Source organism: Flavobacterium frigidarium DSM 17623 (genome assembly GCF_000425505.1).
Lineage (GTDB): Bacteria > Bacteroidota > Bacteroidia > Flavobacteriales > Flavobacteriaceae > Flavobacterium > Flavobacterium frigidarium.
In genome coordinates this window covers 166,069-192,290 of the sequence record NZ_AUDO01000009.1, presented here as the reverse complement: position 1 = coordinate 192,290, position 26,222 = coordinate 166,069, and the positions used below count along the sequence as shown (strand labels likewise).

General features: G+C 35.2%; 28 protein-coding genes. 16 read left to right on the top strand and 12 right to left on the bottom strand.

Annotated elements, in window-relative coordinates; genetic code table 11:
* Window positions 1-3 precede the first annotated feature (3 nt).
* The 7 genes from H603_RS0107050 to H603_RS0107020 form a co-directional block, all read right to left on the bottom strand.
* Window positions 4-405 carry a hypothetical protein gene (locus tag H603_RS0107050; RefSeq protein WP_026707918.1) on the bottom strand — a complete coding sequence of 134 codons (402 nt, stop codon included), beginning with the start codon at window positions 403-405 and terminating at the stop codon, window positions 4-6.
* Between the two features lie 167 nt (window positions 406-572).
* Window positions 573-1,355 carry an enoyl-CoA hydratase/isomerase family protein gene (locus H603_RS0107045; protein WP_026707917.1) on the bottom strand — a complete coding sequence of 261 codons (783 nt, stop codon included), beginning with the start codon at window positions 1,353-1,355 and terminating at the stop codon, window positions 573-575.
* A 9-nt stretch (window positions 1,356-1,364) separates the two neighbouring features.
* Window positions 1,365-2,834, bottom strand: coding sequence for an ATP-binding protein (locus H603_RS0107040; RefSeq protein ID WP_026707916.1), 1,470 nt, complete (start codon window positions 2,832-2,834; stop codon window positions 1,365-1,367).
* A gap of 3 nt (window positions 2,835-2,837) precedes the next feature.
* Window positions 2,838-3,395: a CopD family protein gene (locus tag H603_RS0107035; protein WP_026707915.1), complete on the bottom strand. Its 558-nt coding sequence runs from the start codon at window positions 3,393-3,395 to the stop codon at window positions 2,838-2,840.
* Entirely contained in the window at window positions 3,379-4,737 is a 1,359-nt protein-coding gene (locus H603_RS0107030) for an MATE family efflux transporter (protein ID WP_026707914.1), read from the bottom strand. The genes H603_RS0107035 and H603_RS0107030 overlap by 17 nt, the downstream gene beginning before the upstream one ends.
* Entirely contained in the window at window positions 4,738-5,769 is a 1,032-nt protein-coding gene (hemH, locus tag H603_RS0107025) for a ferrochelatase (RefSeq protein ID WP_026707913.1), read from the bottom strand.
* Window positions 5,770-5,868: 99 nt separating this feature from the next.
* Window positions 5,869-6,741, bottom strand: coding sequence for an AraC family transcriptional regulator (locus H603_RS0107020; protein ID WP_026707912.1), 873 nt, complete (start codon window positions 6,739-6,741; stop codon window positions 5,869-5,871).
* A gap of 228 nt (window positions 6,742-6,969) precedes the next feature.
* On the opposite strand from H603_RS0107020, the gene hemA reads away from it, so the two are divergent.
* From hemA to H603_RS0106940, 16 genes are all read left to right on the top strand, one after another.
* Complete coding sequence (gene hemA / locus H603_RS0107015; protein WP_026707911.1) at window positions 6,970-8,226, top strand: glutamyl-tRNA reductase; 1,257 nt, start codon at window positions 6,970-6,972, stop codon at window positions 8,224-8,226.
* A 102-nt stretch (window positions 8,227-8,328) separates the two neighbouring features.
* Entirely contained in the window at window positions 8,329-9,255 is a 927-nt protein-coding gene (hemC, locus tag H603_RS0107010) for a hydroxymethylbilane synthase (RefSeq protein ID WP_026707910.1), read from the top strand.
* Window positions 9,255-9,947: a uroporphyrinogen-III synthase gene (locus tag H603_RS0107005; protein ID WP_026707909.1), complete on the top strand. Its 693-nt coding sequence runs from the start codon at window positions 9,255-9,257 to the stop codon at window positions 9,945-9,947. The genes hemC and H603_RS0107005 overlap by 1 nt, the downstream gene beginning before the upstream one ends.
* 62 nt (window positions 9,948-10,009) lie before the next feature.
* The gene (gene hemE / locus H603_RS0107000; protein WP_026707908.1) at window positions 10,010-11,038 is read left to right on the top strand and encodes a uroporphyrinogen decarboxylase; all 1,029 of its coding nucleotides are present in this window, start codon (window positions 10,010-10,012) and stop codon (window positions 11,036-11,038) included.
* 54 nt (window positions 11,039-11,092) lie between these two features.
* The gene (locus H603_RS0106995; RefSeq protein ID WP_245576097.1) at window positions 11,093-11,485 is read left to right on the top strand and encodes a hypothetical protein; all 393 of its coding nucleotides are present in this window, start codon (window positions 11,093-11,095) and stop codon (window positions 11,483-11,485) included.
* A gap of 89 nt (window positions 11,486-11,574) precedes the next feature.
* On the top strand, window positions 11,575-12,270 hold the full coding sequence (locus tag H603_RS0106990) for a hypothetical protein (RefSeq protein WP_026707906.1): 696 nt from the start codon (window positions 11,575-11,577) through the stop codon (window positions 12,268-12,270).
* 6 nt (window positions 12,271-12,276) lie between these two features.
* Entirely contained in the window at window positions 12,277-12,621 is a 345-nt protein-coding gene (locus tag H603_RS0106985) for an OmpA family protein (protein ID WP_084157726.1), read from the top strand.
* 13 nt (window positions 12,622-12,634) lie between these two features.
* Complete coding sequence (gene hemF, locus H603_RS0106980; protein WP_026707904.1) at window positions 12,635-13,543, top strand: oxygen-dependent coproporphyrinogen oxidase; 909 nt, start codon at window positions 12,635-12,637, stop codon at window positions 13,541-13,543.
* Between the two features lie 159 nt (window positions 13,544-13,702).
* Window positions 13,703-14,161, top strand: a complete 459-nt coding sequence (tnpA, locus tag H603_RS0106975) for an IS200/IS605 family transposase (RefSeq protein WP_026707903.1) — start codon at window positions 13,703-13,705, stop codon at window positions 14,159-14,161.
* 99 nt (window positions 14,162-14,260) lie between these two features.
* Window positions 14,261-15,256 (top strand): porphobilinogen synthase, encoded by a 996-nt coding sequence (gene hemB, locus H603_RS0106970; protein WP_026707902.1) that lies wholly within the window; start codon window positions 14,261-14,263, stop codon window positions 15,254-15,256.
* 79 nt (window positions 15,257-15,335) lie between these two features.
* Window positions 15,336-15,737, top strand: a complete 402-nt coding sequence (locus tag H603_RS0106965; protein WP_026707901.1) for a c-type cytochrome — start codon at window positions 15,336-15,338, stop codon at window positions 15,735-15,737.
* Window positions 15,738-15,899: 162 nt separating this feature from the next.
* Window positions 15,900-16,370, top strand: a complete 471-nt coding sequence (locus tag H603_RS0106960) for a methylated-DNA--[protein]-cysteine S-methyltransferase (RefSeq protein WP_026707900.1) — start codon at window positions 15,900-15,902, stop codon at window positions 16,368-16,370.
* Between the two features lie 39 nt (window positions 16,371-16,409).
* Window positions 16,410-17,123 (top strand): 3'-5' exonuclease, encoded by a 714-nt coding sequence (locus H603_RS0106955; RefSeq protein WP_026707899.1) that lies wholly within the window; start codon window positions 16,410-16,412, stop codon window positions 17,121-17,123.
* A gap of 48 nt (window positions 17,124-17,171) precedes the next feature.
* A complete protein-coding gene (locus tag H603_RS0106950; RefSeq protein WP_026707898.1) occupies window positions 17,172-18,878 on the top strand; it encodes an ABC transporter ATP-binding protein in 1,707 nt (568 codons plus the stop codon).
* Between the two features lie 124 nt (window positions 18,879-19,002).
* A complete protein-coding gene (locus H603_RS0106945; protein ID WP_026707897.1) occupies window positions 19,003-20,028 on the top strand; it encodes a PAS domain S-box protein in 1,026 nt (341 codons plus the stop codon).
* A complete protein-coding gene (locus H603_RS0106940) occupies window positions 20,018-20,401 on the top strand; it encodes a response regulator (protein WP_026707896.1) in 384 nt (127 codons plus the stop codon). Before H603_RS0106945 ends, H603_RS0106940 begins: the two co-directional genes overlap by 11 nt.
* A 68-nt stretch (window positions 20,402-20,469) precedes the next feature.
* Here H603_RS0106940 and H603_RS0106935 read toward each other — a convergent pair whose 3' ends face one another.
* From H603_RS0106935 to H603_RS0106915, 5 genes are all read right to left on the bottom strand, one after another.
* Window positions 20,470-21,126, bottom strand: a complete 657-nt coding sequence (locus tag H603_RS0106935; protein ID WP_026707895.1) for a 3-oxoacid CoA-transferase subunit B — start codon at window positions 21,124-21,126, stop codon at window positions 20,470-20,472.
* A gap of 89 nt (window positions 21,127-21,215) precedes the next feature.
* Window positions 21,216-21,914 carry a CoA transferase subunit A gene (locus tag H603_RS0106930; RefSeq protein WP_026707894.1) on the bottom strand — a complete coding sequence of 233 codons (699 nt, stop codon included), beginning with the start codon at window positions 21,912-21,914 and terminating at the stop codon, window positions 21,216-21,218.
* Window positions 21,915-22,036: 122 nt separating this feature from the next.
* Entirely contained in the window at window positions 22,037-24,343 is a 2,307-nt protein-coding gene (locus tag H603_RS0106925) for a penicillin-binding protein 1A (RefSeq protein ID WP_026707893.1), read from the bottom strand.
* Window positions 24,344-24,349: 6 nt separating this feature from the next.
* On the bottom strand, window positions 24,350-24,829 hold the full coding sequence (locus tag H603_RS0106920; RefSeq protein ID WP_026707892.1) for a gliding motility lipoprotein GldH: 480 nt from the start codon (window positions 24,827-24,829) through the stop codon (window positions 24,350-24,352).
* A complete protein-coding gene (locus tag H603_RS0106915; protein WP_026707891.1) occupies window positions 24,813-26,135 on the bottom strand; it encodes a PSP1 domain-containing protein in 1,323 nt (440 codons plus the stop codon). The genes H603_RS0106920 and H603_RS0106915 overlap by 17 nt, the downstream gene beginning before the upstream one ends.
* Between the last annotated feature and the right edge of the window lie 87 nt (window positions 26,136-26,222).

Genomic DNA, 26,222 nt, shown 5'->3' with positions numbered 1-26,222 from the left:
GAATTAGATAATTCCTTTGTCTTTCATTTCGATAATAACATCTGATGCACTTTTAAAGGTTGGTGCTTGCTCGATGATAGACCCCACCCTTTTTTTATTCAGTTTAAAAGTGATGTCATTTTCTGTAGTGAATAATAAAGCAGTCATAAACGGATTATTCATGTATGGAAATAAGATAGCATATGCCTCATCTATGGAATGGAAGCTCTCTATTTCCTCTGTTTTATAACGCGCGATTATCGATAAAGTGTAGCCACCTTCCTCTAATAAAACAGGTCTTATGTACATGTTTTTTAGTTCGGTGTCTCCTATAGTCTTGGCCAAAGTTAATTTGGCATAAGTTCCCTCTTGAATACTTTGTTTTACGCGCTCCCAAAAAAGAGCAAATACTGGCTCGTATGACATGATATGAATTTTAAATTGAAAATACTCTTAACGAGTAGCTGCAAAATTAGCTTTTGTAACCGAATAGCAGATTGATTTCTACAAAAACTTTATTTGAATAAATAAAAAAACCACAGATTTGAAGGCTATTTTTGCTCCAAATCTGCGGTTATTATTTTCGAAAACAACTATTCTCCTGAAAAGACAGCTTTTCTTTTTTCGAGAAATGCAGTAGTTCCTTCTTTAAAATCATTGGTTCCAAAACATTTTCCGAAAGATTTTATTTCAGTATCAAAACCGTTTTCTCCCTCTTTGAAATTAGCATTCACAGCATTTATTGCCATACCAATTGCCATAGGTGAGTTTTTCATCATTTTTTGTGCGATTCCCGTACAAAATTCCATAAGATCTGCCTGAGCTACAACATGATTAACTAAACCCGTTCTATAGGCTTCTTCTGCGGTAACCATTCCAGCTGTCATAATCATTTCCATGGCACGACCTTTCCCTATAAGTTGTGGTAAGCGTTGGGTTCCCCCGTATCCTGGAATAACTCCTAAAGATACTTCTGGTAATCCCATTTTTGCATTGTCTGAGGCCACTCTAATATGGCAAGCCATTGCTAGCTCTAAGCCACCACCAAGTGCAAATCCGTTCACTGCTGCAATTACCGGAACTTTCAAACGTTCTACAAAATTAAATAACTTTTCTTGACCGCTAGCTGCAAGTTGTACTCCTTCCTCTACAGAGAAATTAGCAAATTCAGCGATATCAGCACCGGCAACAAATGCCTTTTCTCCAATACCCGTTAATATGATAACTTTAGTTTGCTTGTCTTTGGCTACAGCCGCAAATGCATGATGCAATTCTTCGATTGTAGCTTTGTTAAGTGCATTCAGTTTTGTAGGTCTATTGATTGTAATTGTCGTGATATTGTTATCAATTGAGGTAAGAATGTTTTCGTAATTCATTATGATAGTTTATGAGTTTATAATGGGTAATGAAACAGTAAACTTGGTTCCGGTTCCATATTCAGTTTCAAAGGTGATTGTTCCTTTGTAGTTTTCAATAATGTTCTTGATAATCCCTAATCCAAGGCCCATACCACTATTTTTAGTAGTAAATTTAGGTTCAAAGATACGAATTATATCTTCGGGTTTAATACCAATTCCGTTGTCTTCAACAGTGATAAGTACATTATTGTCGCGTTTAGTAACGGTAACAGCAACCTTTTTTTGACGGCCTTCAGGAATCGATTGTATTGCGTTTTTAACTAAGTTAGTGATGATTCTAATTAATTGTGTTCGATCAATCTTAGATATAATTTCTGGTGACTCTTTTTCGAAAACAATGTGTTCTTCATTAAAAATATCGAGCGTTAATTCGACAACTTCTACCACATTCAAAGTTTCGTTTTGCTGTGCAGGCATCGATGCAAAATTTGAAAAAGCAGAAGCTACGGCATTCATCGTATCAATTTGCTGTATTAATGTTTCTGAGTAATCCTTCATTTTTTGAATGATATTGGGATCTTCGGGGCTAAACCTTCGTTGAAAACTTTGAACCGTCAATCGCATAGGTGTCAAGGGATTCTTGATTTCATGTGCCACTTGTTTCGCCATTTCGCGCCAAGCTTCTTCTCTCTCACTTTGGGCTAATTTAACGGCACTTATTTCCAGCTCATCAACCATTCTATTATAAGCAGAAATCAATAAATTAATCTCCTTACTACTGGCCTCTAATACGATTTTCTTGTTCTTCTGATTAAAGCTAGTTTCATTTAACCTATCTGAAATTGTTTTTAAAGATTTTGTAATGTATGATGATAGAAAATACGCAATGGCAAATGCCACAATCAACATAAAGGAATAAACTTGGCCCAAGCGTATCAAGAAATTATTAAGCTCTTTATCATAAAAGCCATCATCTTCAAGATAGGGTAAATTAAGCACTCCTAAGGGTTTAAATTTATCGTCCTTAATTTGTGTGTATGAAGAGCGATTTTTAACGCCATTAATGGTTTTAATGTCTACGTAGCGCTTCTCAATAGAGGAACGCACCAATTTCAAAATGTATTTAGGAATGGGTGGAGCAGCGCGATCAACAGAGAAAGTCTCCTTAGATGATTTCAACAATTTACCATCAAGGCTGTAAATGTTGATTTCGATATTATGAATATGTGCTAGTTCGTGAATTTTATCTTTAAAAATAAGATCTAAATTATCGGTAGTTAGCGGGTAAGTTGTTGTAGATAAAACATAGTTGATATGTTCTTTAACTGCGTTTTCTTTGCGTTCTAAACGTTCTTGGTGGTACTCTTTTGCTTCAGTTTTAAACTGAATAATCGAAATTGAAGCAAGTAAAACAGAGGCTAGGATTATCAATACAATCATCGAAAGGAATATTCGAATGCGTAATGATAACATAGATAATTTAAAATCTTTTAGCATATTTTAAGATTGATTTCTTTCTCTTATTCTCTTATAAAATTTGAAGCCCAACATAATTATCACAGAAAATGAAATGATTCCGATAACGCCATAAATCCAGTTGAAGGCATTTTTTAATATTACTAAAAAGACAACTGAAAATAATATTATGGTCGCTCCTTCATTCCATAATCGCATGAAGTTAGTGCTGTATTTGACCTCATTATTTTGCAATTGTTTAAAAATTTGATGGCACTTTGCATGGTATAAATATAGTACAAAAACAAAGCCAAGTTTAACATGCATCCATGGCATTTGTAACCAAGCTTTTCCAGTTGCAGTAAAAAACAACATCCAAAAAGCAAAAATACTGGCTAAAACAGCCGAAGGCCAAGAGATAATATACCACAAGCGATAAGTCATTATCTTGTATTGTTTTTGCAAAATTTCTTTTTCAGGAGAAGGTTTTGCAGCAGCTTCAATTTGGTACACAAATAGTCTCACGATGTAAAACAATCCTGCAAACCATGTGATAACAAAAATTAGGTGTAATGATTTGAGGTAATTATAATATTGATCCATCGCTTGTATTGTTCAATTTAGTATTCATTTCTTTCTTTAAGAAATATCCTGTGATCACTGTCGATAAAACATCGGCAATGGGGAAGGAAATCCATACGCCAAAAATACCGAAAAAATTTGGTAGAATTAAAACTAACGGAATTAAGAAAAACCCTTGTTTACTCAATGTTAAAAACAATGCTTTTTTTGCTTTTCCTGCTGCTTGAAAATAGGCTGCTCCAATTAGTTGAATGGCAATAATGGGAGAGGCTGCAAATACCCATCGGAGCGCATTAGGAGTTTCTTCAATCACTTTAATGTCTGTCGTAAAAACGCTAACAATTGGCTTGGCAAAAAACAATATAAATACAAATATTATTGCTGCAAGAACAGCGGCGTATTTAATAGAAATTTGAATAGACTCTTTTACTCTATCGTAATTTTTTGCTCCAAAGTTGTATCCCGCAATAGGAATAAATCCTTGAGTGATTCCCAGTACAGGGAATAGCGCAAACATTAACATGCGACTTATAATTCCGTAGACAGCTATTGAATGTTCTCCACCATAAGTATATAAAGTGTGGTTTAATATAATAGATAAAATACTAATAACACCTTGTCTCGAAAAAGTAACAAAACTTAGTTCTGTGATTTCCTTAATGATGGGAAAGTTGAATTTAAAATGTCTTAGTTCTAATTTGAGCTCGCTTTTATTCATAAAAAACCACAATACAAATAAGAAACACATCACATAAGAAATCGAAGTTGCTAGTGCAGCTCCCGTCATTCCTAAATTCATTATCTTGATAAAAACAATGTCCAGAAGGATGTTGACAAAGGCTGGGATAATCATGGCATACATAGCAAACTTTGCTTTTCCTTCTGCTCGAATGATATTATTTCCCATCATACAAAGCGCTAGAAAAGGCACCGAAAATATTATTGGAAAAAAGAACTCTGTTGCTGGCGCGACAATTGCTCCTTTTGCTCCAAACAACTCAAGCATTTCTTCACTAAAGAAAATACCTAGTATTACAAATAATGACGCCATGAAAAAGGTCATCATTATTTGATTGGCAAATGTGAGCAGTGCTTTTTCTTTGTTGTTTCCTCCTAAGGCTCTCGATAGTACAGAGCCACCACCTACACCAATTGCCATACCCAATGAAGATATAAAAAAAGTGATAGGCAGTACAACAGTTACTGCAGCGATTGCTAGGGAACCAATCCATTGTCCCACAAATATGGTATCAATCAAGATATTAACCGACATGAACAAAATACCTACAGATGCAGGTATCGCTTGTTTCATCAATAGTATCTTAATGTCTTGGGTCCCTAAATCCTCTGCACTTACTGCCATCTAATATGCTAACTTTTCAGAAATTGCCCAGCTGTTAATCCAGTTACTTACAGTTGAGCACCATTCATCACCATCATTTAAACAAGGAATAGCTTTAAATTCTTCACCACCATGCGCTTTGAATTCGTGATTAGCTTCCATAGCGATTTCTTCTAATGTCTCTAAACAATCAGATACAAAAGCTGGAGTAACTACTGCTAATTTTTTAATTCCTTTATCTGGCATTTTGTTTACTTCAACATCAGTGTAGGGTGTTAACCATTTATCACCTGCTAAACGCGACTGAAATGTTTGGCTGTATTTTCCTTCTGGAATGCCTAATAATTTCACCACTTGTTTAGTTGTTTCATAACATTGATGACGGTAACAAAATTCATGTGCTGGAGATGGCGTATTGCAACAAGAACCATCAATTTTGCAATGTGATTTTGTTACATCTGTTTTACGAATGTGACGTTCAGGGATTCCGTGGTAGGAGAATAATAGGTGATCATAATTGTAACCTTCTAGATGTCCTTTAATAGAATCAGCAAGGTTTTTTAAATAATCAGGTTTGTTATAAAAAGCAGGAACAGATGCAAATTTCATCTCAGGAAAATGTTTCTTACGTAACTCTTCTGCTAATACTAATATCGTTGTCGTTGACGCCATAGCATGCTGTGGATACAACGGAAAGAGCAATACTTCTGTAACCCCTTTGTCTCTCAATTCTTGTAAACCTGCAAGTATAGAAGGATTACCATAGCGCATTGCTAGAGCTACTGGTACTTCTACCTGTTGCTTTACCTTTTCGTGCATTCTCTTCGATATTACTACCAATGGAGAACCTTCATCCCACCATATTTTTGCGTAAGCAGCAGCTGATTTCTTAGGTCGTGTTTGTAAAATAATTCCGCGAACAAGTAACGCTCTTAATAAAAACGGAACGTCAATCACGTATTTATCCATTAAAAATTCGTCTAAATACGGTTTAACATCTTTTGGTGTAGGACTTTCAGGAGATCCAAGGTTTACTAATAATACGCCTTTCATTGTGTGATTTTTTGTTTACAAAAGTACTGAAACATACTTTTTTATAAATTGGAATTAACTATTATTTATTGATTGTTTAATATATAAAATCGATACTAATTAAGTAACAGGGTTAATAGACATTAAATATTTTTTTGGAGTGGTGGCAAACTTCTTTTTAAAGGCAGCAATGAAGTGGCTTCCGGTGCTATACCCTATTTTTAATCCTACTTCGTTCACATTATAGGAGCCGCTGTCGAGTAGTTTTCGAGCAAAATCCATTTTATAATCAAATAGGAACCCATAAACAGTATCTCCGTAAATTTGCTTAAATCCCATTTTTAATTTTTTCAATGTCAATCCCACTTGATCTGCTAGTTCTTGCAATCCAGGTGGTTCAGCCATATTCGCCAAGATTATTTCTTTGGCTTTTCTAATCTTTATTACATTGTCTTCATCTGTTAAAAACGGACATTGCTCTGCATTGGGATCTTCGGTGCGATTAAAATACAAACTCAATAATTCATATCCTTTTCCGCGATAGTAAAGGTTTTTTATCGAAGGATGTAAATTGTAATGAAACAACTGACTAAGGACAATTGCCATTGACGGACTTATCTTTCCTTCGTTATAATATTTTTTGTCTTTATTGTCACCGCTTAAAAAAGTGATATAATCAGCTTCTGCAGAAAACAGGGCATGAAATTTTTTAATCGAAATGATTACTGATATGACCCAAGAATTTGGTGCCAACTCTAAATTGAGGGGTAATTCTTTTTGTGGATTGTATAATAATAGCGATTTCTCCTCTTGAAGTTCGAGAGCATAATTCCCTTGATTAAAGATAAATTTAGCGCCTCCTTTTAATCCAAAATGAAATTGAATCAAGCCACTGCTCACTTCGCGTTGTGCCTGGAACGTTTCTGTGCTATCATTTTGAAACCTAATTAAGGTAAAATCGTCTTCTATTTTAATTATTTCTTGAGAACTCATAGCGATATTTTTTAAAGAACAATCGAATAATTACCATTCCGTTTAATTTAGAACCACTCTAAATAAATGGACTGATACAACTTGATTTCAGTACAAAAATAGGGTTTTTTAGTAATTTTAAGCCGTTTAGAAGTAAAAAAACACGTAGCGATATAAAAAGTACTTACAGCGTTACTTTTATAAATACTATAGTGATAATTTTGCTTCACTTTCTTGAAAAGTATTTATATGGAAAATAATAACCAATCAAAGCATCACTATTTCTATTCTGTTGGACTAAGCTATAAAAAAGCGGATGCCGAGATGAGAGGTAAATTCAGCTTAGATACTTTAGCAAAGACTCGTTTGCTAGAACAAGCAAAAACAGAAGGAATTGAGAGTTTAATCGTTACATCTACGTGTAATAGAACGGAGATTTACGGATTTGCAGAGCACCCTTTTCAATTGATTAAATTGATTTGCGAGAACAGTAATGGAAGCGTTGAAGAGTTCCAAAAAGTTGGTTTCGTCTATAAGAATCAAGAAGCTATAAATCACATCTTCAGAGTAGGAACTGGTTTAGATAGTCAAATATTAGGTGATTTTGAAATCATCTCTCAAATACGCTCTAGCTTTACGCAATCAAAATCTATGGGATTAGCTAATAATTACATGGAGCGTTTAGTGAATGCCGTGATCCAAGCGAGCAAAAAAATCAAAAACGATACAGAGATTAGTTCAGGAGCGACTTCGGTTTCTTTTGCTGCAGTACAATATATTATTAAAAACGTTGAAGACATTGGTAATAAAAATATCTTATTATTTGGTACCGGTAAAATAGGAAGAAATACTTGTGAGAACTTGGTAAAACATACTAAGAACGAGCATATCACACTTATTAATAGAACTAAAGACAAGGCAGAACGACTAGCTGGGAAGCTAAATCTAATTGTAAAAGATTACTCTGAGCTGCATTTAGAATTACAAAAAGCAGATGTAGTTGTTGTGGCTACCGGCGCTCAAAACCCTACAGTTGATAAAGCGATTTTAAACTTGAAAAAACCTTTATTAATTTTAGATCTTTCGATTCCGAAAAATGTACATGCTGATGTTGAAGAGCTAGAAGGAGTAACCTTGGTTCATATGGACTATTTGTCTCAATTGACAGACGAAACATTAGAAAACCGAAAAAATCACATTCCTGCAGCTGAGGCTATTATCGAAGAGATAAAGGAAGAATTTAATGTGTGGACAAAGGGACGCAAATTTGCCCCTACAATTCACGCTTTAAAAGAAAAGCTGAACGCAATTAAAAAATCAGAATTAAATTTTCAAAGTAAAAAGATAGCTGATTTTAATGAAGAACAAGCGGAAATTATTAGCGCCAGAATTATTCAAAAAATCACGACACAGTTTGCTAATCATTTAAAAGATGATGATACTATGGTGGATGAAAGTATTGAATGGATCGAAAAAGTGTTTAAAATTGGGCTGGCGGCAAAATAAGATTGTATAGCCTAATGGCAGTCAATCTCTTAGTGATTCACTAAACAGAAACAATAAATTGTTAAAAAGTCAGATGGTTCAAATCATTTGCAAAACATAAAAATGGCAGAAAAGACGATAAGAATAGGAACTCGCGATAGCGAACTCGCACTTTGGCAAGCACACACAGTAGAAAAAAAATTAAACAATTTAGGATTTAAAACTGAAATTGTAGCAGTAAAATCTACTGGTGATATTATTCTTGATAAGCCACTTTATGAATTAGGCATTACGGGGATTTTTACTAAAACACTCGATGTCGCGATGATCAATGGTGCAGTAGATATTGCTGTGCATTCCATGAAAGATGTTCCTACTGCTTTGCCTAAAGGAATTGTACAAGCTGCAGTTCTAGAGCGCGCAACTACTTTAGACATACTTGTGCATAAAGGAAATTTAGATTTTCTTAATGCTACAGGTACAATCGCCACTGGAAGTTTGCGTCGTCAAGCTCAATGGCTTAATAAATACCCTACACATAATGTGGTCGATTTACGAGGAAACGTAAATTCACGCATGAAAAAATTAACAGATAGCGAGTGGAGTGGTGCTGTATTTGCCGCTGCAGGCTTAGAGCGTATCAATTTGAAACCTGAAAATTACATCAATTTAGATTGGATGATTCCTGCTCCAGCTCAAGGTGCAATGCTAGTTGTAGCAATGCAAGATGATGCCTATACCTTAGATGCTTTATCGCATTTAAATGATATTGAAACTGAAATCGTTACCTATATAGAACGTCAATTTCTTAAAACTCTTGAAGGTGGCTGTACAGCGCCAATTGGAGCCTTGGCAACATATAATGAAGATGAAGATACGATTCATTTTCAAGGGGTTTTGTTTTCGCTTGACGGAAAAGAAAAAATTGAAGTCGATAAAATTGTTCCTATCGAAGAATGGAAGAAATTAGGATTTTATTCAGCTCAAGAAGTGCTGAATAATGGAGGAACAAAGTTGATGACGGAAATCAAAAATAATTTGAAGAAATAATGAGCCAAATAAGTATTTTATCCACTAAAACATTGTCGGCAGAGCAAAGACAAGTATTCATTGATGCTGATTTTGACTTGTTAGAACAAGACTTCATCGAGATCAAAAACAATCTTTTTGACTTAGATAAAATCAATACCAATCTGATTTTTAGCAGTCAGAATGCGGTTTTAAGTTTGATGGAGCAAAACGGTTGGGAAGATTTGAAAGTCAAACCTGTTTTTTGTGTCGGAATCAAAACTAAAGAATTATTAGAGGCAAATGGTTTTACGGTAGATGTTTATTTAGACTACGCATCAGAGCTAGCTGAAATAATTACGTTAATTTACAATCAAGAGAGCTATACTTTTTTCAGCGGTAACTTGCGTAAAGAAACTTTGCCACAAGCATTAAAAGACGCTGGAATTATTTTTAACGAAATCGAAGTGTATCAAACTACACTAGCTCCTTTTAAAATATCAGATCAAGAAAATTTTGACGGAATAATGTTCTTCAGTCCATCAGCTGTTGAAAGTTATTTATCGAATAATAAAATCAAAAAAGAAACTTGCTTCTGCATCGGTAGCACTACAGCTGCATCATTAGAGGAGAAGAAAATAAAAAATATAGTAATTCCTGAAGTGCCTACGATCGAAGAAGTAATTTTCGAAGTAATTCAGCATTACGCACCAATGCCTGAAGAAGGTAACTAGAACAAACAATATAAGATAAACCATCAGCTAAAAGCCGAAAGCGACTAGCCAATAGCAAGAAAATGATAAAAAACGACTTATTCTTAAGAGCATTAAAAGGAGAAACAGTGCAACGTCCGCCAGTGTGGATGATGCGTCAAGCAGGTAGATATTTACCAGAATTTATTGCTTTACGTGATAAATATGATTTCTTTACCCGTTGTCAAACTCCAGAGTTGGCTGCCGAAATTACTGTACAACCTATTCGTCGAATCGCTCCTGATGCTGCGATTTTGTTCTCAGATATTTTAGTGATTCCGCAAGCGATGGGAATTGATGTAGAGATGAAACCTAATTTTGGTCCGTATCTACCACATCCTATTCGTACGATTCAAGATGTAGAGAACGTAATTGTTCCTGATGTTCACGAAACGTTAGAGTATGTTTTTGATGCAATTAAGTTAACTAAGGAAATGTTGAACGATGAGGTGCCGTTAATTGGTTTCGCAGGTTCACCTTGGACAATTATGTGTTACGCGGTAGAAGGACAAGGGTCTAAAAGCTTTGATAAGGCAAAAGGATTCTGTTTCCAATATCCAGAAGCAGCACATGTTTTATTACAAAAAATCACAGACACCACTATTTTATACCTAAAAGAAAAAGTGAAAGCGGGCGTAAATGCTGTTCAAATTTTTGACTCTTGGGGCGGAATGTTATCTCCAGTAGACTATCAAGAATTTTCTTGGAAATACATTAACCAAATCGTTGAAGCACTTGCAGATGACGCGCCAGTTATTGTTTTCGGAAAAGGATGTTGGTTTGCTCTTGGCGAAATGGGAAAAAGCCGTGCTTCTGCATTAGGAGTAGACTGGACTTGCTCTCCTAGAAATGCGAGATACCTTTCTGGTGGAAACATTACTTTACAAGGAAATTTTGATCCATCAAGATTGTTATCGCCAATTCCGGTGATCAAGAAAATGGTTCACGAAATGATTGACGAATTTGGTAAAGACAAATACATTGTGAATTTAGGTCATGGTATTCTACCAAATATTCCTGTAGATCACGCCAAGGCATTTATTGATGCTGTGAAAGAATACGGACATAAGTAAAGAAGTTTACAGTCACAGTTTTCAGTTCTTGGTAACTCAAAACTATGACTGCGTTTGAAAACTCAAAAATACATGCTAAGCAAAGGAATAAGAGACGAGAAGAAAGTAAAGATCGACAATATGTTGGCCACTTTACTTTCTTTGGTTTTTGTACCCAAATTTTGGAACATTGAAGACACAAGTTTAATTGATAATCAATTGACAGATTTTGGTTTAACAACCGCTATTCTTGATCAAATTGAAGAGAAAGATTTGATTAAATTGTTAGATAAATACGAAATGGATTGGGAGCAAAAGGAGCAATTTGCTGATTTTTTAGTGGGTTATTCTAAAGAGAGTCAGTTTGATTATAAAGCAAAGGCATTGTCTATATACGAACATGTTCAAGTCGAGAGTAAAACTTTTTCGTTTGGGATTGGAACCAAGATCAGTGACCTTAAAAAATAATGCGGTGATAACTTAGATTTAATGCTGCAGTAACTTTTTTTACATTTCAGGTCATAATTTAGTTAGGTATAACTATCAATAAAACTAAGATGAAAAAGATTCTAATTATTGCATGCATAGCTTTAGTACTGTACTCTTGTAAAAAGGAAAACGCTATTGTTCAGGAAGCTGAAAATGGCACAACTGATAAAACAGCTACTGATTCAAAACCAATATCAAAAGAAGTACTGTTTTTAGAAACATTTGATTGGTCAAATATACCAGAATCAACAGTAGATATAGGCGTTTTTCCTTATGTATCTGCGCCAGATGGTTTTATTGTTAAAGAAGAAGGAAGCACTGAGGTTGCCAAAAACGGAATGACAAATTTTTTCGATTTTAATAAATTGTGTATCTATACCGGCAATTCTTTTTTTAACGCTGAAGGTAAAAAAGCTAGTTTGTATTTGATTATGAAAGATGTTAATGCTGAATTTAATCAATTAAAATTTGATAAAAGCGTTGATAATTATCTAAAAAAAATAGGAGCAGTATTACTGTTCGACGGTAAGATTCCTTTAGATAAGTTAGATGCGCTGCAACAAACAGAAGAAAAAGCAGCATACAAATATATTCAAAGTGCAGGGAGTCCTTATGATAATTCAGTTCGGAATTATGCTTTGAATCACAAGAACGGAAAAATATTTATACAGTTGGGTTCTAATTCTGCTCATTCTGAAATAGGTGTCGTTGAATTAGAAGGTTTTAAGCAAACCATTAAAGCACCAACTGCTTCAGAGATGTAGAAAGAAATTGATACCAAAGGGAAAGCGGTTTTAAATATTAATTTCGAGACAGATAAAGCCACTTTACAGAAAGATGGGCAAAAGATTGTTGATGAGATATTTGTATTATTATCAAACAATGCAAGTTTGAAACTATCAATCGAAGGACACACAGACAATAGCGGAAGTGTGGAGCGTAATAAGAAGTTGTCAACCGATAGAGCAAATACAGTGATGTATGCATTAGCAGGAAAAGGAACTGATATTAAACGATTAAAAGCAAGAGGATTTGGTGCTGAAAAGCCTTCGGTGCCCAACAATACAGAAGAAAACAAAGCTAAAAACCGTAGAGTTGAATTAGTGAAGTTTTAAATAAACATAAAGAATGAAAGATCAGTTTTTTACCTACATACAAAACCTTCAAGATACGATCGTTGCAGGTTTAGAAGCCGTTGATGGACAAGCCAAATTTAAAGAAGACTTATGGGAACGCCCAGAAGGCGGCGGCGGGCGTACAAGAGTAATTGAGAATGGTAAAGTTTTTGAAAAAGGCGGTGTCAATATTTCAGCCGTTCATGGAAAGTTGCCAGATGCTATGCAAAAAATGTTTGGCGTAGGCGAAGCAGATTTTTTTGCGTGCGGACTAAGTTTGGTGTTACATCCCAAAAGCCCTATGGTTCCTACGGTTCATGCTAATTGGCGTTATTTCGAAATGTACGATGAGAATGGAAACGTAATCCAACAATGGTTTGGCGGCGGACAAGATTTAACACCGTATTATTTGTTTGAAGAAGATGCGATTCATTTTCACCAAACTTGTAAAACGGCTTGCGATAAACATAACCCAGAGTTTTATCCAAAATATAAAAAGCAATGTGATACTTATTTCTGGAATGCGCATCGTCATGAAGCACGTGGAATAGGAGGTTTGTTCTTCGATTATTGTAAAGCTACTGAAGAAATGAGCATGGAAAACTGGTTCAATTTTGTATCTGAGGTGGGGAATAGTTTCTTGCAGGCTTATGTTCCAATTGTTGAAAAAAGAAAAAATTTACCCTATACCGCTGAACAAAGAACATGGCAGGAAATCCGTCGAGGACGCTATGTTGAGTTCAATTTAGTTCACGACAAGGGAACTTTATTTGGCTTAAAAACCAATGGAAGAATCGAATCTATTTTAATGAGTTTGCCGCCGCATGTGCAGTGGGTATACGATCATCATGCTGAAGCGGGAAGTGAAGAAGAAAAGCTAGTAAATGTATTAGAAAATCCAGTTGATTGGTTAGCTTCGTAGAAGCGACATATTTATAGCAATGGAATTTTTTTTTGATTGAGCTCCGTAGGAGCGTTATATTTATAGCATCCGTAGGAGTGTTATATTTATAGATCAAGTTTGTTTTTATTTTTATTGAATCCCGTGGGGATGGTATATTTAATATAATATTAATTTCAAATGGCAAATACCTATACACAATTATATATTCATATTGTTTTTGCTGTGAAGGGTAGACAAAATCTAATTTCAAAAATTTGGAAGAATGAATTGTATAAATATATTACAGGAATCGTTATTAATGAAGGTCAAAAATTAATTGCGATTAATGGGATGCCTGATCACATTCATATTCTAGTTGGATCAAAAGCTAATAAAGCTTTGTCTGACTTGGTAAGAGATATTAAAGCCAATTCATCTCGTTTTATAAATGAGAAAAAATGGATTAATGGTAAATTTGAATGGCAAACTGGATTCGGTGCTTTTTCATACAGCTATTCTCAGTTAACAAACGTTATCAATTATATTCAAAATCAAGAAGAACATCATAAAAAGAAAACATTCAAAGAAGAATATGTTGATTTTTTAAAAGCATTCGATATAGATTACAATAATCAATATCTATTTGATGATGTTTAATAAAATATAAAATGTCACTCCCTACGGGGTTCATAATCAACGGTGAAATGCAAATTGCTATAAATATTACGCTCCTATGGAGCTTTAAACAAATATAATATGTTCCCATTACAAAGAGGTAGAAGATTAAGAACAAATGAATCCATTCGATCATTAGTTCGTGAGACGACTTTAAGTCCGTCAGATTTTATGTTTCCCATGTTTATTGCAGAGGGAGAAAACGTACAAGTAGAAATTGCTTCCATGCCAGGAATCTTCCGTCGTTCTATAGATTTAACGGTCAAAGAAGTTATAGAATTATATGATTTAGGTATTCGCGCTGTAAACATTTACGTAAAGGTTAGCGAAGATTTAAAAGACAACACAGGAAAAGAAGCGTGGAACGAGAACGGATTAATGCAAGACGCTATTCGCGCTATTAAAACGGCATGTCCAGAGATGGTAGTGATGCCTGATGTAGCTTTAGACCCTTATTCTATTTATGGACATGACGGAATCATTGCAAATGGTGATGTAGATAACGAAGCGACTAACGAAGCTTTAGTTAAGATGGCCGTTTCTCACGCGCAAGCTGGAGCAGATTTTGTTGCTCCAAGCGATATGATGGACGGACGCGTATTGCGTTTGCGTCAAGGGCTAGATGCTGCTGGCTTTCACAATGTGGGAATCATGAGTTACTCGGCTAAATATGCTTCGGCTTTTTACGGACCTTTCCGCGATGCTTTAGACAGCGCACCTAGAGAGGCAGATGTTGTAGTTCCAAAGGATAAGAAAACCTACCAAATGGACTATGCAAACCGCATTGAAGCAATCAAAGAAGCACTTTGGGATGTTGAAGAAGGTGCTGATATGGTAATGGTGAAACCTGGAATTGCTTATTTAGATATTGTTCGCGAAGTAAAAAATGCAGTGAATGTGCCGGTTACGGTTTATCACGTTTCTGGTGAATATGCGATGATCAAAGCTGCAGCCGAAAAAGGTTGGTTAGATCATGACAAAATTATGATGGAGCAATTAATGTGCATTAAGAGAGCAGGAGCTAGCTTGATTTCAACTTATTTTGCTAAGGAGGCAGCCATTCTTTTAAATAAATAAGCTTCGTAGATAGAACCTGATAAAGGTCATTATTAGATTGTTAAGAATGATTTATCTTTGATTAACCAATATTTATATCATGAAAAAAATAATTATATGTGCATTTGTATTATTGGCTTTTGCCTGTAAGAAGCAAGAAACAGAATCATTTGGCGCTGCTGTAGATAGTGAAATATCAGAGGGGATGCCAGCAAAAGACCAAACGCCTGAAGAGCTTGGAAAACAAATCTTTGAAGGAAAGGGAAATTGTGTAGCGTGTCACCAAGTTGATCAAAAAGTTGTAGGTCCTAGCATTCAAGAAATTGCTTCGATTTACAAAGCTAAAGGTGGCGATATCGTAGCTTTTTTAAAGGACGATGCTAAGCCTATTGTTGATCCAAGTCAGTATGAAGTGATGAAAACTAATTTCGGACTCACAAAAGCAATGTCAGTGGAGGAACTTAAGGCGCTAGAAGCTTACATCTATAGCAATGCTAAGTAATTTAAGGAGCTATTCTCGCTATTCGCTATATCTCTTGTGGTGAACACCACCACAAGAGGATGCCGCTACTATCAAGGCTAAAAAACAAGAGCCATCTCGTTAGGGATGGTTTTTTTATTACTACAATTTAGTGATGTATTTAAAAAACAATATCTTTAAGCTATGGAATCAGTTAATATTCAAACGCCATTAGGTATTGCCAAGTTAGACGGAGACGAAAATGGTATTGCAGCACTTTCGGTTGTAGAGGAAGGTTTGCCATCTATTATCATACCGTTCTATTTTCAAGAAGCCGTTACTCAAATAAATGCTTATTTTTCAGGAGAAAGGAAAGAATTTGATTTGGTCTTAAATCCTAAAGGCACTGATTTCCAAAAGGAAGTCTGGAAGTCTCTTCAAACGATTCCTTACGGAAAAACGAGTACGTATCTTGATCAATCAAAATTATTAGGGAATGTAAAAGCAATTCGGGCTGTGGCTGCCGCTAACGGGAAAAATCCTTTATGGATTATAATTCCTTGTCACCGCGTTATTGGTTCTGACGGTTCATTAACTGGCTATGCAGGCGGACTCTGGCGTAAAAAATGGCTTCTGGAGCATGAATCTCCCTCGCATCAGCAAAGTTTATTTTAAAATAAATAGCAAGTTATTATTTCAATAAAATCTTTAACCATGATAGAAAAGATAAATCTCAATAATATTCTATTTTTAGATATAGAAACGGTTCCAGAGACCGAAGATTTTAATTCATTAGATTCAGAATTGCAGGAGCTCTGGCAGCAAAAAACGCAGTACCAACGTAAAGATGATTATTCTGCTGAGGAATTTTATGATCGTGCGGGAATCTGGGCTGAGTTTGGTAAAATTGTTTGCATCTCAGTGGGATATTTTGCAAACAAATCAGACATAAGGAATTTTAGAGTGACCTCTTTTTTTGGTGAAGAAGCTACTATTTTAAAAGACTTTAATAACTTACTAAACAATCATTTTAATCAAGCGCAACACTTACTTTGTGGTCATAATATAAAAGAATTTGATATTCCATTTTTGGCAAGACGCATGATTATCAATAATATTACAATTCCGAATAAGCTAAATCTATTTGGTAAAAAACCATGGGAGATTCCGCATTTAGATACGTTAGAATTATGGAAATTTGGGGATTACAAGCATTATACTTCTTTAAAATTAATGTGTAAAGTACTCGGAATTCCTTCCCCTAAGGGAGATATCGATGGTAGTCAGGTAGGTCAAGTCTACTATGTCGATAAAGATATTGACAGGATTATCACCTACTGTGAAAAAGATACGATTGCTGTAGCTCAAATCTTTTTAAGATTGCGACAAGAAAGTTTATTAATAGAAGACGAAATTATTCACGTTTAAACGCCTTTTTTTTATGCAAATTGGCACTTAAATAGTTACTTTTACCCCATGAACAAGCCATTATTATCCGTTCAAGATTTAGAAATTTCCTTTAAAAAGGAAGGGACTTTGTCTGCCGTTATAAATACCATTAGCTATCAATTATTTGAGAATGAAATTCTTGGAATTGTAGGTGAATCAGGTTCAGGTAAATCGGTTTCTTCTCTTGCAATTATGGGACTTTTACCCAATACTATTTCGAAAATAACAAATGGAAAGATTGTTTTTGATGGCAAAGATATTGCAGAGCTAAACGAAAAAGAATTACAAAATTTAAGGGGAAATGATATCGCCATGATATTTCAAGAGCCCATGAGTTCGTTGAACCCTTCATTAAAATGTGGTTTTCAAGTGCAGGAAATTCTGTTGCAACACACTACTTCGTCTAAGTTAGCGAGTAAAAAGGAAACATTATCTCTTTTCGAAAAAGTAAAACTGCCTAATCCAGAAGTAATTTTTGATAAATATCCACATGAGATTTCTGGTGGTCAAAAGCAAAGAGTCATGATTGCTATGGCGATTGCTTGTAAACCGAAGTTATTAATTGCAGATGAGCCAACAACTGCGTTAGATGTGACTGTTCAAAAAGAAATTATACAGTTGCTTAAAGATATCCAGCTAGAAACAGGCATGAGTATCATCTTTATTTCTCACGATTTATCGTTAGTTTCAGATATTGCTCATCGCGTTTTAGTGATGTATAAAGGGGCTATTGTAGAACAAGGAGAAGTAGATCAAATTTTCAAAAATCCAGAACATAATTATACAAAAGCTTTGATTGCATCTAGACCTTCGTTAGACGTGCGTTTAAAGAGGTTGCCTACCATTCAAGATTTTTTAAGTAATACCATCGATACCACTACAGTTAGTAGCGATGACCGAGCGCAATTTCACGCGCAATTGTATGCACAAGCACCTTTGCTAGAAGTAGTAAACGTGGAGAAGGAGTATTTTACAACAGCAGGTTTCTTTGGAAAAAAAACAGGATTTAAAGCAGTTAATAACGTCAGTTTTAAATTGTATGAAGGAGAGACGTTGGGTTTAGTAGGGGAGAGTGGCTGTGGTAAGTCGACTCTAGGTAATGCGATACTGCAACTGGATAAAGCGACTGCGGGCCAAATTTTATACCGCGGTACAGATATTACTAAACTTGACAAAAGTGCTATTAAAAAGCTAAGAAAAGAGATTCAGATAATTTTTCAAGACCCTTACTCATCGTTGAATCCTAGAATTCCTATAGGCACTGCTATCATGGAACCCATGAAAGTACATGGTTTGTACAAGAATGATAAAGAAAGAAAAACCAAGACAATCGAAATTCTAGAAAGGGTAGGTTTGACTGCAGAAGTTTTTAATCGCTATCCACATGAGTTTTCGGGAGGACAGCGTCAGCGTATCGGTATCGCTAGAACAATCGCTTTGCAACCTAAATTGATTGTTTGCGATGAATCAGTTTCTGCTTTAGATATTTCAGTTCAAGCTCAGGTTCTCAATTTACTTAACGAGTTAAAAGAAAATTTTGGTTTTACTTATGTCTTTATCTCACATGATTTAGCAGTGGTAAAGTACATGAGTGATCAAGTGTTAGTCATGAACAAGGGGGAGATTGAAGAGATTGCGGATGCTGATGTTTTATACAAAAATCCACAAAAAGAGTACACAAAAAAGCTAATTGATGCCATCCCAAAAGGAGAAAGCACTCAAATAATTAGGTAGCTTTTAGCTATAAAATATAGATATCCAATCGGTTTTGCATAACTTAGTGACTTAATTAGGGCAATAATTAAATAAGTAGCTTAAAATTTCGAAGTAATTATAGAATAATTTCAAAAGGAATAAAATGATTGAAGCCGTAAAAACATATGCTATCTTAGTTATCGAGGATAACGAGGCAGACTATGAAAAAATTAAACGTTTGCTTGATGAGTCGAGTTTTGAGTCTGAGGTTAGGCACGCCAAAAATTTTAGTGAAGCTTTATCAATTTTGTCTAGTTCAGAAAAATTTTTCGATGTTGTTTTATTAAGTCCTACATTGCCTGATATTGCCATGGACGATGTAGTCGCAGAGGTTGTTGAACAAGTGTATCTTTGTCCTATTATTGCTGTAGTTTCACATAAGCATATTGATTTTGCATTGAGCTCTATAAAATCTGGAATTTCTGATTATCTTGTAAAAGAAGAATTAGAAGTGTCTTGTCTTCATAAAAGTATCATCTGTGCAATAGAACGTAAGAAAATCTTCTTTTCTTATGAATTGGCTAAATCGCGTTATAGTGATTTATTTCATTTAAGTCCGTTGCCCATGTGGGTTTATGATTTAGGAACTTTTATGTTTTTAGATGTAAATAAAGCTGCTATCGAGAAGTACGGATTTTCTAAGGAAGAATTTCTAAAAATGACGACTAAAGACATTCGACCCCCTGAAGATTACTATTTATTTGATGAGGAGGTTAATTCCTTTGACCAATACAAGGATAATTTAAAGCAGCATTATCTAAGACATCAATCTAAGGATGGCCAAATTATAGATGTCGAAATACAAAGCAATTTGATATTTTTTGACAATCAAAAAGCTAAGTTGGTTATGGCAAATGACATTAGCAAACACATACAACATATCGCGACAATCGAAGCGCAAAATAAAAGCTTAAAAGATATTGCATGGACCCATTCTCACGTAATTAGGGCACCACTAGCTAAGATGATGTCAATAGTTGATTTCATGTTAGAGTCAAAGATGATTCCGTTAGAATATGAACATTTGCTGGGTCATTTTTTCGAATCAGGTAAGGAGCTCGATACTATAATTAGAGCCGTAGTTAAAAAGACAGAAACGATCAATAAAACAAACTCAAATGAATTATAATGTAATAGTTGTTGATGATGATGATATCATCTTGTTCTTGCATCATAAGATTCTGCAGAGTGTAGCTTTAAGCGAAGAGTCTAAATCATTTAATTCTGCCAAAAAATTCTTAGATTATACTGCAAGTTTAAAAGAAGATAAAAGAACCATTTTATTATTTCTCGATGTCAATATGCCGGTGATGGATGGCTGGGGATTGCTTGATATTATACATGATGAAGCGTTTACTCACCCTATTGAGATAGTAATGGTGACATCCTCTGTGGATCAAGAGGATAAAGATAAAGCGGCTCAATATTCCAAGATTATCAATTTTGTTGAGAAGCCTTTTAGTAAAACTATTTTGGCTAGCCTTAATATAGATTTTGATTAAAAAAAAGCTTGCTTTTATTTAAAAGCAAGCTTGATATATTTTGTTAAACGTTCTATTAAAGAATGTTCTTAATCAATGACCATTTCGGGAATTTCTCCTTCAATAATTAGTTCAGCCTCTGTTGAAGCGATAATGTGGGCTACTGAAACTCCTGGAGCACGTTCTAAAAGTTTAAAACCTTGAGGAGTAACTTCTAAAACGGCTAGCTCAGTAACTACTTTTTTGACGCAACCTACACCCGTTAAGGGAAGGGTACATTTTTTCAGGATTTTTGATTCTCCTTTTTTATTAACATGCATCATCGCAACAATGATATTTTCAGCAGAAGCTACTAAATCCATAGCACCACCCATTCCTTTTACCATTTTTCCTGGAATTTTCCAGTTGGCAATATCACCATTTTCAGCAACTTCCATAGCGCCCAGAATAGTTAAGTCTACTTTTTGAGAGCGTATCATACCAAAACTAAAAGCAGAATCAAAGAAGGAAGCTCCTGCTAAGGTAGTAATCGTTTGTTTTCCGGCGTTAATAATGTCAGCATCTTCTTCTCCTTCAAAAGGGAATGGACCCATCCCTAAAACGCCGTTTTCGCTTTGAAACTCCACATTAATATCTTCACGAACATAATTAGCCACAAGAGTTGGAATTCCTATTCCTAGATTTACATAGAAACGGTCTTTAACTTCTTTAGCTATTCGTTTTGCAATTTCTTCTTTTCCTAACATATACTTTTATTTAAACCAGTAGGGTATTAAGGATCATTAAGTTTTTTGATCGAATGGAACCACTATATAGTAAGTAGTTTCATTGTCAATTATTTTTGTCGCACCGTTCTTTGTTCGATTCTTTTCTCGAATTTCTCTCCTTGAAAAATTCGCTGAACCATAATTCCCGGGATATGAATTTCGTTAGGATCTAGCGAACCTGCGGGTAAAAGTTCTTCTACTTCTGCGACAGTGATTTTTGCACCACCGGCCATACATGCATTAAAGTTGCGAGCGGTTCCTTTAAAAATTAAGTTTCCTGCTTCGTCACCTTTCCAAGCTTTTACTATAGCAAAATCAGCGTCGTAGGCTAATTCCATGATGTGTGGTTTGCCATTGAATTCACGAACTTCCTTTCCTTCGGCTACCTCTGTTCCGTAACCTGCTGGCGTAAAGAAGGCTGGAATTCCTGCTTGTGCAGCACGACATTTTTCGGCTAGGGTGCCTTGAGGAGTCAATTCTACGTCTAATTCTCCTGAAAGCATTTGGCGTTCAAATTCTGCATTTTCACCAACATAAGAGGAGATCATTTTTTTGATTTGGCGCTTTTGTAAAAGCAAACCAAGTCCAAAATCATCGACACCTGCATTGTTAGAAATACATGTTAGCTCTTTAGTTTCTTTGATTACAAGCTCAGCAATCGCATTCTCTGGAATACCGCACAAACCAAAACCACCTAACATAATAGTCATTCCGTCTTGTACGCCGTCAAGTGCTTCTTGTACACTGTTTACTTTTTTATTAATCATATATTGCGGTTATAATAGTGTAATTAATAGTAGGTGTTTTAGCCCAGATAGTAGCGGTATCCTTTGTGGTTGGGGTTCAACCACAAAGATTAAGCGAATAGCTGGATTAGCTTCTAATTATTTTAAAATTCGAATTCGTCAGTATTTTGAACAGCAGTTGTATCAACTATTTTTGGTGCGGCATAACAATCTACTTTTATAGAAAGATTTGCTGGACGTTCAAATTCTGATTTGGATACTTTTAGATTCTCATCAGCATAACATAATTTCATGAAATAAGCCCAAACAGGTAAAGCGGCTGTTGCACCTTGACCGTAAGTAATGCTTCTAAAACGTGCCGAACGGTCCTCGCAACCTACCCAAACTCCTGTAACTAAGTTAGGAACCATACCCATAAACCAACCATCAGATTGATTTTGTGTGGTACCTGTTTTACCCGCAATAGGATTGGTGAACATGTAAGGATACCCAGTGATTCTATTGTATCCATTACCGCCTCCTTGTGTTCTCAATCTATTTCCAGACCCACCTTCGGTAACGCCTTCAAGTAATTTGATAATGGCAAATGCGATATCTTTATTTAAAACATCATGAGACTCAGGTATAGGCTCGTAAATTACTACGCCACTCTTATCTTCAATACGAGATAAAAATTGTGGTTTGTTGTAAACCCCTTGATTGGCAAAGGTGCTGTAAGCTGCTACCATTTGCTCAACAGTGATATCGACTGCTCCAAGAGCAATAGAAGGTTGTAAAGGAATCTCTGATTTAATTCCTAATTTATGTGTTAATTTGACTACGGCTTCAGGACCAACTTTATCCATAAGCTTCGCAGATACTGTATTTATAGAGTTTGCTAATGCTTTTTTCAAAGTAATCATTCCGCGATATCTGTTGTCAGAGTTACGTGGTGTCCACGATGAAGTAACATGATGGCGTCCTACAGGAATTGTAAAAGGGGCATCAATGATTGAATCGCAGGGAGACATATTTAATTGCTCAATTGCGGTAGCGTACACAAACGGCTTGAATGTAGATCCTACTTGTCTTGCTCCTTGCCCTACGTGGTCATACTGAAAGTATTTATAATTTATACCACCAACCCATGCTTTGATGCTTCCGGTTTGTGGCTCCATGGCCATCAATCCTGATTGTAAAAAGTGTTTGTAATAACGAATTGAATCCATAGGAGTCATCGTAGTATCTTTTTCACCTTTCCACGTAAAGACGGTCATTTTAGTTTTTACATCGAACGATTTGATTATTTCTTCGTCTGTTTTATCCATTGATTTTAACACAGACCATCTGTTTGATGATTTCATTGCTTGTGTTAGAATACGCTGTGTTTCCTTATCAGAAATATTTACAAAAGGAGCATTCTTGTTTTTCTTTGCTTGAATAAAGAATTCTTCTTGTAAATTAGCTAAATGCGCTGATACGGCTGCTTCAGCATGTAACTGCATTCTTGAATCGATAGTGGTATAAATTTTTAAACCATCCTTGTAAATGTCGTAATCAGAGCCGTCAGCTTTTTTATTTTCTTCTGCCCATTTTTTCATGTAATCACGCAAATACTCTCTAAAATATGTTGCGGTACCTTCTCTATGGCTTTCAAGTTTAAAATTTAATGAGATAGGTAGTTCTTGGTATTTTAACTTTTCAGCAGTAGAAATCATTCGGCTTTTCTCCATTTGTGCCAACACTACATTTCTTCGGTTTTTGACACCTTGAGGGTTTCTTACTGGGTTGTACAAAGTCGAGTTTTTAAACATTCCCACTAGGATTGCCGATTCGTCTACAGTAAGTTGCTTAGGCGTTTTAGAAAAGTAAGTTTGAGCAGCAGAGCTAACTCCAACAGAGAAATTACCAAAATCGTAAACATTACAGTACATTGCAATGATTTCATTTTTAGTATATTGTCTTTCTAATCGAATAGCGATAATCCACTCTTTTATTTTTTGTGCAATTCTAAAAGGTAGAAATTTAGATCCCTCGCGGTGAAACAATTGTTTAGCTAATTGTTGAGTAAGGGTAGAAGCTCCACCAGCACGACCTAAACTTGAAATTGCTCTTAAAGTTCCACGACCATCGATTCCTGAATGCTCATAAAAACGCTCATCCTCTGTAGCTACAAGAGCATCTACAAAATTTTTAGGTAAGTCAGAATATTTTAACTGAGAGCGGTTTTGTTGAAAGTATTTTCCAATAACAACACCATCTGCAGAGATAATCTCAGTGGCCAAATTAGAATCAGGATTTTCAAGATCTTCAAATGATGGCATTGTTCCAAAAAGTCCCCATGAAGCAAGTAAGAAAAGTAAAATTATTCCGCTGATTCCGTATGCAAAGAACTTCCAGAAATTCTTTGTATATCGCTTGTAATCGCTACTCTTATTCTTGTTTGAATTATTTTTTTTCTTAGTAGTCATATACTATTATTCTATTTTTTCAATTCTTAAACCTACCTCTGTTATTCCGTCAAGCTCTTGAACTCCAGTTATTTTACCAGTTTCTCTAACGGCTTGTTTTATGTTTACCTTGTATGTGCTTCTAAAACGGACAGCTTCCTTGTAAAACAATTTACTTTCTTTTATATCTGTAAATCCATTGCCAAGAAGTGTACCATCTGGTTCTGCCATTTGATACTCTAAGGTGTCAATTTTTGTAAAGCCGTTAGGCAATTCTAAACCAACAATTAAAAATAAATTGTTGTATTTATAATTGTCATTATCCCTCACGTTTATAAACATATTGTAACGCTGTGTTGAGTCAAGCTGAGGTAAATTAAAAGTTACGACACTGTCTTTATTCCAAGCACTTCCAACTGATTTGTACTCATCAAAAACTCTAGTTTTGTCACAAGAACAAAAGACTACAGCTATTAAAAGAACTAGGATGCTATTTTTTAGCCTCATTTTTTTTAATAATTATAGGTTTTCTTGGTGTATTTGCTTGCGCGGTATTAGCGGGAGCAGCAGCCGGTTTTTTCTCATTTGGATTGCCTGTTTTTTTATGAGTAGGCTTTTTAGCATTGGGAACAATTTTATTATCCGCTGGCTTTTTAGCATTAGCGACAATTACATTTTCTCCTACTTTTTTAGGCTTTTTATTGTTTCTCTTGCTCTTTTTAGGTTGGTCAAAACGAGTTAAACTCTCTTGTCCCATTGCATTATTAAAGTCTTTTTCAGCCTCTTGGATTATTTCAATAGCATAATCTTCTAACGCGGAAACCTTGTTTTTCAACTTGTTCTCAGCCATGATCTCTTTTACCTTATCAATTTTAAGAACGTGCCAGTTTGAGAAATTATTAGTGTAAGCAAACCACATTAATCCTTTAAAGATGTCTTGTTTTTGACAAATAGCATCTCCTTTTTCGGTAACTAATTTAGTTTCAAAATCAGGAAAACCTTTTAAAGCATCCATGTAAGTGTCTAACTCATAGTTTAAACAACATTTTAATTTACCACATTGTCCAGCTAATTTTTGAGGATTCAGTGACAATTGTTGGTAACGCGCTGCAGAAGTATTGACACTTCTAAAATCAGTAAGCCATGTAGAGCAACACAATTCGCGACCACAAGAACCAATTCCACCTAAACGAGCTGCTTCTTGACGGAAACCTACTTGTTTCATTTCTACTCTTGTGCTAAATTCTTTAGCAAAATCCTTAATCAACATTCTAAAATCGACACGGTCATTTGCTGTATAGTAGAAAGTTGCTTTAGATGCATCTCCTTGAAACTCAATATCCGAAATTTTCATTTCTAGTTTGTGCTGAATCGCTAATTCACGAGCTCTTACTTTCATTGGTTCTTCACGTTCACGTGCTGCAGACCAAATATCAATATCTTTTTGAGATGCTTTTCTGTATATTTTCGGAATTTCATTACCATTGTAATTCGCTCCTTTTTTCTTCATTTGGATTTTAACCAATTCTCCTGTTAGCGTTACAATTCCAATATCGTGTCCTGGCGATGCTACTGTGGCAACAATGTCACCCATTGATAAAGTTAATTTTTCAGTATTGCGAAAAAACTCTTTTCTACCATTCTTAAAACGAACCTCAACACAGTCAAATGGTGCCTCACCGTTAGGTAAACTCATATTAGAAAGCCAATCAAAAACCGTCAATTTATTGCAGCTATCGGTGCCGCAAGTCCCATTATTTTTACAACCCTTAGGTGAACCACCATCAGAAGTTGAACAACTTGTACATGCCATAATTTTATATATAGTGTTGTGACGCGCACAACTTATGTTCTTAAAACGTTTAATGTGTAAAGATAGTATTTTTTAAGCGTAAGTTGC

What these genes read in the sequence shown, in the direction of transcription:
- H603_RS0107050 (WP_026707918.1), bottom strand. Translation starts at nt 405, where the DNA reads ATGTCATACGAGCCAGTATTTGCTCTTTTTTGGGAGCGCGTAAAACAA.
- H603_RS0107045 (WP_026707917.1), bottom strand. Translation starts at nt 1,355, where the DNA reads ATGAATTACGAAAACATTCTTACCTCAATTGATAACAATATCACGACA.
- H603_RS0107040 (WP_026707916.1), bottom strand. Translation starts at nt 2,834, where the DNA reads ATGCTAAAAGATTTTAAATTATCTATGTTATCATTACGCATTCGAATA.
- H603_RS0107035 (WP_026707915.1), bottom strand. Translation starts at nt 3,395, where the DNA reads ATGGATCAATATTATAATTACCTCAAATCATTACACCTAATTTTTGTT.
- H603_RS0107030 (WP_026707914.1), bottom strand. Translation starts at nt 4,737, where the DNA reads ATGGCAGTAAGTGCAGAGGATTTAGGGACCCAAGACATTAAGATACTA.
- hemH (WP_026707913.1), bottom strand. Translation starts at nt 5,769, where the DNA reads ATGAAAGGCGTATTATTAGTAAACCTTGGATCTCCTGAAAGTCCTACA.
- H603_RS0107020 (WP_026707912.1), bottom strand. Translation starts at nt 6,741, where the DNA reads ATGAGTTCTCAAGAAATAATTAAAATAGAAGACGATTTTACCTTAATT.
- hemA (WP_026707911.1), top strand. Translation starts at nt 6,970, where the DNA reads ATGGAAAATAATAACCAATCAAAGCATCACTATTTCTATTCTGTTGGA.
- hemC (WP_026707910.1), top strand. Translation starts at nt 8,329, where the DNA reads ATGGCAGAAAAGACGATAAGAATAGGAACTCGCGATAGCGAACTCGCA.
- H603_RS0107005 (WP_026707909.1), top strand. Translation starts at nt 9,255, where the DNA reads ATGAGCCAAATAAGTATTTTATCCACTAAAACATTGTCGGCAGAGCAA.
- hemE (WP_026707908.1), top strand. Translation starts at nt 10,010, where the DNA reads ATGATAAAAAACGACTTATTCTTAAGAGCATTAAAAGGAGAAACAGTG.
- H603_RS0106990 (WP_026707906.1), top strand. Translation starts at nt 11,575, where the DNA reads ATGAAAAAGATTCTAATTATTGCATGCATAGCTTTAGTACTGTACTCT.
- hemF (WP_026707904.1), top strand. Translation starts at nt 12,635, where the DNA reads ATGAAAGATCAGTTTTTTACCTACATACAAAACCTTCAAGATACGATC.
- tnpA (WP_026707903.1), top strand. Translation starts at nt 13,703, where the DNA reads ATGGCAAATACCTATACACAATTATATATTCATATTGTTTTTGCTGTG.
- hemB (WP_026707902.1), top strand. Translation starts at nt 14,261, where the DNA reads ATGTTCCCATTACAAAGAGGTAGAAGATTAAGAACAAATGAATCCATT.
- H603_RS0106965 (WP_026707901.1), top strand. Translation starts at nt 15,336, where the DNA reads ATGAAAAAAATAATTATATGTGCATTTGTATTATTGGCTTTTGCCTGT.
- H603_RS0106960 (WP_026707900.1), top strand. Translation starts at nt 15,900, where the DNA reads ATGGAATCAGTTAATATTCAAACGCCATTAGGTATTGCCAAGTTAGAC.
- H603_RS0106955 (WP_026707899.1), top strand. Translation starts at nt 16,410, where the DNA reads ATGATAGAAAAGATAAATCTCAATAATATTCTATTTTTAGATATAGAA.
- H603_RS0106950 (WP_026707898.1), top strand. Translation starts at nt 17,172, where the DNA reads ATGAACAAGCCATTATTATCCGTTCAAGATTTAGAAATTTCCTTTAAA.
- H603_RS0106945 (WP_026707897.1), top strand. Translation starts at nt 19,003, where the DNA reads ATGATTGAAGCCGTAAAAACATATGCTATCTTAGTTATCGAGGATAAC.
- H603_RS0106940 (WP_026707896.1), top strand. Translation starts at nt 20,018, where the DNA reads ATGAATTATAATGTAATAGTTGTTGATGATGATGATATCATCTTGTTC.
- H603_RS0106935 (WP_026707895.1), bottom strand. Translation starts at nt 21,126, where the DNA reads ATGTTAGGAAAAGAAGAAATTGCAAAACGAATAGCTAAAGAAGTTAAA.
- H603_RS0106930 (WP_026707894.1), bottom strand. Translation starts at nt 21,914, where the DNA reads ATGATTAATAAAAAAGTAAACAGTGTACAAGAAGCACTTGACGGCGTA.
- H603_RS0106925 (WP_026707893.1), bottom strand. Translation starts at nt 24,343, where the DNA reads ATGACTACTAAGAAAAAAAATAATTCAAACAAGAATAAGAGTAGCGAT.
- H603_RS0106920 (WP_026707892.1), bottom strand. Translation starts at nt 24,829, where the DNA reads ATGAGGCTAAAAAATAGCATCCTAGTTCTTTTAATAGCTGTAGTCTTT.
- H603_RS0106915 (WP_026707891.1), bottom strand. Translation starts at nt 26,135, where the DNA reads ATGGCATGTACAAGTTGTTCAACTTCTGATGGTGGTTCACCTAAGGGT.